Source organism: Gordonia sp. i37, assembly GCF_002043085.1.
Classification (GTDB): Bacteria; Actinomycetota; Actinomycetes; order Mycobacteriales; family Mycobacteriaceae; genus Gordonia; species Gordonia polyisoprenivorans.
On the sequence record NZ_MVPX01000615.1, the window covers coordinates 1 to 4014 of the forward strand.

The following is a 4014-nucleotide window of genomic DNA, read 5'->3' on the forward strand; positions in this document are numbered from 1 at the left end:
CCATCACCGGCCTGAACATGCTCAACACCTTTCATCACACCTCAAAAGCCGATCGGTGGATCGAGGCTAAGCAGCGATAGGGTCTTACCCGTGCGCGCCAACATTCACCACCGCGGTGCTTAGATTCCCGGTGGAGACCCCGATGACGCAGCCAACGAACGGCTCCTCGAATGGGTCAGCGACAACGCCGACCACCTTGAGCAGCGACTGACTCTCTTGCAAAATGCCAGGCTCCCCACCGATGGCCACCCGGTAATCCGCGCCCTCTCCGCGGCTGGCACCGTCAGCTCCTATCGCAGCCATTCTGGGCGGACCGCTGGACCGGTACTTGCAGTGTGGCTCGACGAGAGCACGATGCGCGAAGCGATCACGTCCACTCCTGACGGCCAGGTCCTTGTCTGCCTCGAATGGCATGAGTCTTTTGCCGGCTGGGCCTGCGCCGTCGAGGCGTTCAACGCGCGAACTGGCGACACCGAGCGGCCTCTCGAAACCTAGATTGACGGATTGACAGGAATCGCTGCTACGTGTAACACTGGTGCAGGCGGAAGAGTTATGTCCAAAGATGGATTCCCTCAGACAGTGTCTGGGGGTTTTTTTATGCCCTGACCTGCGCCAATTTGCGACACGTATCCCGTCACTATGTCCCCAAACTGTTGCAGTGTCACACTTGGTGACGCCGGGCGACCGCGGCCGGGAATCACCATCGAGTAGTCGCACCGGTAGGGGAGGGGCTATGGACCAGTCGCGACTGGTTACCGCTATTGAAGCCACAGCGCTGGTCGGGGTGGCGCCAGAGACTGTCCGCCAATGGGCGTCGCGCGGCTATCTGAGCAAGCAGGGGATGCGCGGTCGAGCCGCACTCTACGACATTGACGATCTCCGCAGAGTTCGAGCGCACACCAGGACTCGGCGCAACGTTGCTCCCGCGTTTCCTCAGCTCGACATACCCGCGACCTACCACAACCGCGAAATAACCACCACCGAAGTCGCCCGGCTTCTCGGCGTCGCACCCTCGACGGTCCGCGCCTGGGTCGATCGAGGACATCTCGCCCCAAGCCGACGCGCGGGACGCAACAACATGTTCCGGGTAGGAAACGTCGTCGCCATCCATCGGGCGCGCACCGAACGGCACATCTGGATCTGAACTCGTAACTTCGGCGCACGGGACCCTGACGCGCTCGTGCCCTCACCGGACTCCGCAAGGGAGTCGACACACAAGGCTCCGCAGCGCCCTCGCTGCGGTGCTTGCCGCCGGCGATCTCGTCGGCGGCAAGACCCACCCAGAAGTGGAGGAGGCGCCTGATGGACTTCATCATCGCGCACGCTCCTCTGTACGGCGGCCTCGGCATCGCTGTGTATGCAGTCATCACCGCATGCACCAAGTTCGTGGTCCACGCTTGGCCCCTGATGTCGGACAAGGCGTGTAAGCGCGCAGTCCGGATCATCAAAGCCAAGAAGCAGAGCTAGCGAAAAATGCACCTCGACACTTCTGGGGGTGAAGTCTACCCATCGTCAGGTTGACATAATATTCTCACTTGCCGGAAATACGTTGGAAGACAGTATATTTCGAAATCAAGAGGGGTGCGTGAGCGGAGCAACCCCATTCAAGGGCCTTCTCCGGCCCCTGATCGCTTATCGCCCACCATCACCGGGACCGACCGGGATGGTCGGCTACCGATTCCAGGGTCCGGGGAGGCGCCGACGCCCACGCTGTCCACAGTCGCGAGGACTCGTCCGGACTCAATCCGAGGCCCCACCACACCGGCCATGATCCGCGACACGGCGACCACGCCCGCCGAGGACACGGTGTCCCCGACGTGGGAGTGTCGAGGTATGTTTCCAGATCGAGGCTGACGTAACGCGACAGATCGAGGCTGACGTAACGCGACATTATCGGCGCGATATCGGCGGCGGGGGAGAAAGGGGGAGTCTGGATTGTCAGGGACAGCGCCCTGCCGCGGCTAGTCGATCCGAATGTAGTCGTCACCGACGTTGCTCATTGCAGCGCTGAGATTGGTGATTAGTCTGAGCCGTGGAGCGGGGTACCTCGTCCAAGTCGCATGACGAAGGGCATGGACGACTGCTTTGACGCTTGCCGATGTCCAGGAGTGTTCGGTGGTTGCGAGCGCAAGTTCGTCGCATTCGTAGAGACGGGCCAGCTCAGCCCTTTTCCGGGCCGTGCTGTTCAATGCACTACGTGATCCATCAAGCTTCGAGGTTCGTTTGGCCTCGGCGACAACCAGATTGCCGTCTATGGTGGCGAGTAGGTCCGCCTCGGCCACTTTGCTCCCGGCCTCGGAGATGACTTCGAACTCGTCGCAGTCCGCGTATCGTTGAGGGCGCAGAGCCCTCCCACGCAGGTACTTTGACAGCAGCAGCGGTACGTCTCCGTTGTCAGCTATGAGGTCGAACGCGACAGCGTGCAAGCCGTAATACCAGTGTGGCTCACCTTTGGGTGAACGCCACCGCTGCCCGGTGAGCTGACTGTGAGCGGCGCACCTCGTGCAGCGATTCGATTGGCCCAGATCGTCGACTGCGTGGAATGCAAGATCCTCACACACCGCGCACCTCAGGATGAGTCCACGCCGGACAAGGCCACGTACTAAGAGTTCGTCGAGTTGTTCTCTGGCCACACCTTCGTCGAGTCCGGTGACCTGGAGAATGCCGCGGAAAGTCAAGTACCCGACCCGTCTCCCGACGAGGCAGCCTTCTATCGTGCCGTACCTCTCCGGTGTCGACTTCGCGCCATCGGGAAGAAGGTATCCGTACATGGCATGTAGGTCCCCGCATACCACGTCGATGAGTCGTGATCTCGACTCCATCAACTCCGATAGCAGACGAGCTCGTCGCCCCGCTGGTGATACCTGTATCCGATAGTCGAGGGCCTCCGAACGGGCTGCGGCCCAATCGAAGAGGCTCAGCGACCGGAGGCGTGGTCGGGCGAGGCGGTCTTCAGGAAGAGCTCCGGCATGCACGAATCCATATGACGAGGACTCGAACGAGATGCCGTTTCGCGAGCTCCTCACCCAGGTCGACAACGGGCTTTCGTCTGGGTGCAGTAAGGACTTTTGTAGGAGCGGCCGTGCGGGTGGCATTGCCTCGTCAGCGAAGAGCACATCAACTTGCCACGACATGCCGGTGGTGTCGCGGAGGTGCGGGTCCGCGACCAGTGGAGTCGTGACTGGTACCGCCATCGTTGCCGACCCCGTTGCGCTGATGAAGAAGGGATATGCCGAACCTGATGTGAATTGGTCCGAAATCCCGAGGTGCCATTTTGCTGCGTGGGGAAACTGAAGGTCAACATCTCGCCCGTCGACCGCAACCATCGCGGAGGAGACCTGTGGCGTAGGGGAGTACAGGAACCGACCGTCGGAGCTCACTAGGTCATCACGGACAGTAGCGATGTCGTCGGGTCTCAAGGATGCTGATGTTGCTATCCATCTCTTCGAGGTATCTGGATGATCCAGCCCGAGATCGTCTCGCAGCGTCCCAAGAATCAGAGTTCGATGTGGGCTATCCAACCATTCGGTCGCAATCCATGTTGCGTTCCCGTACAAACGATTCCAGATCATCGCCAGACAGTAATCCTCAGCTGAATCGCCAAACACGATGAGGCGGCTGGGATCTGGATCGTGACCGTCCGAAACCCTTACGAGTTGGAACTCTGTAGCTTCCCAGTACTCTCTCTCCGTCGAGGATGGCTCTCGACTGCATACGGGATCAGTTGCGGTCGACGGTAACGCGCTGAATGCTGCGATCTGGGATTTAGCCAGAAGCCAACTGTGGCAATTTATTTCGTCGTTCGACGACAATTGGTGAACCTTCTCCGCTGGTGGTGACCGGTACCCGAGGCGGTCCGCAACAGCCAGCCCTAGTCGCCCGCCGAATTGTGGGTGGGCAGCAATGATCTCATCCTCACCATGATGCTGCATCGTGGAGACCTTAACCTCGATCCACCGATTTGTATCTGTTCGGGCGGTGAGGGGTAGACGAAATGCCCTGTCTGAGTGGCAG

Annotated in this window: 4 protein-coding genes; 3 read left to right on the plus strand and 1 reads right to left on the minus strand. The window is 60.3% G+C overall.

Annotation, left to right across the window (positions count from 1 at the left end; translation table 11 throughout):
• Positions 1–354 precede the first annotated feature (354 nt).
• The 3 genes from B1964_RS30600 (at position 355) to B1964_RS30605 (ending at position 1467) form a co-directional block, all read left to right on the plus strand.
• Positions 355–495 carry a hypothetical protein gene (locus tag B1964_RS30600; RefSeq protein ID WP_172399004.1) on the plus strand — a complete coding sequence of 47 codons (141 nt, stop codon included), beginning with the start codon at positions 355–357 and terminating at the stop codon, positions 493–495.
• A gap of 346 nt (positions 496–841) precedes the next feature.
• Positions 842–1144 (plus strand): helix-turn-helix domain-containing protein, encoded by a 303-nt coding sequence (locus B1964_RS31625; RefSeq protein WP_139765947.1) that lies wholly within the window; start codon positions 842–844, stop codon positions 1142–1144.
• 158 nt (positions 1145–1302) lie between these two features.
• A complete protein-coding gene (locus B1964_RS30605; protein ID WP_172399005.1) occupies positions 1303–1467 on the plus strand; it encodes a hypothetical protein in 165 nt (54 codons plus the stop codon).
• A gap of 494 nt (positions 1468–1961) precedes the next feature.
• Here the strand turns inward: B1964_RS30605 and B1964_RS30235 are convergent.
• Positions 1962–4014: hypothetical protein (locus B1964_RS30235; RefSeq protein ID WP_216354302.1), on the minus strand; the 2053-nt coding region annotated here is incomplete at its 5' end.

What these genes read in the sequence shown, in the direction of transcription:
- B1964_RS30600 (WP_172399004.1), top strand. Translation starts at nt 355, where the DNA reads ATGCGCGAAGCGATCACGTCCACTCCTGACGGCCAGGTCCTTGTCTGC.
- B1964_RS31625 (WP_139765947.1), top strand. Translation starts at nt 842, where the DNA reads ATGCGCGGTCGAGCCGCACTCTACGACATTGACGATCTCCGCAGAGTT.
- B1964_RS30605 (WP_172399005.1), top strand. Translation starts at nt 1,303, where the DNA reads ATGGACTTCATCATCGCGCACGCTCCTCTGTACGGCGGCCTCGGCATC.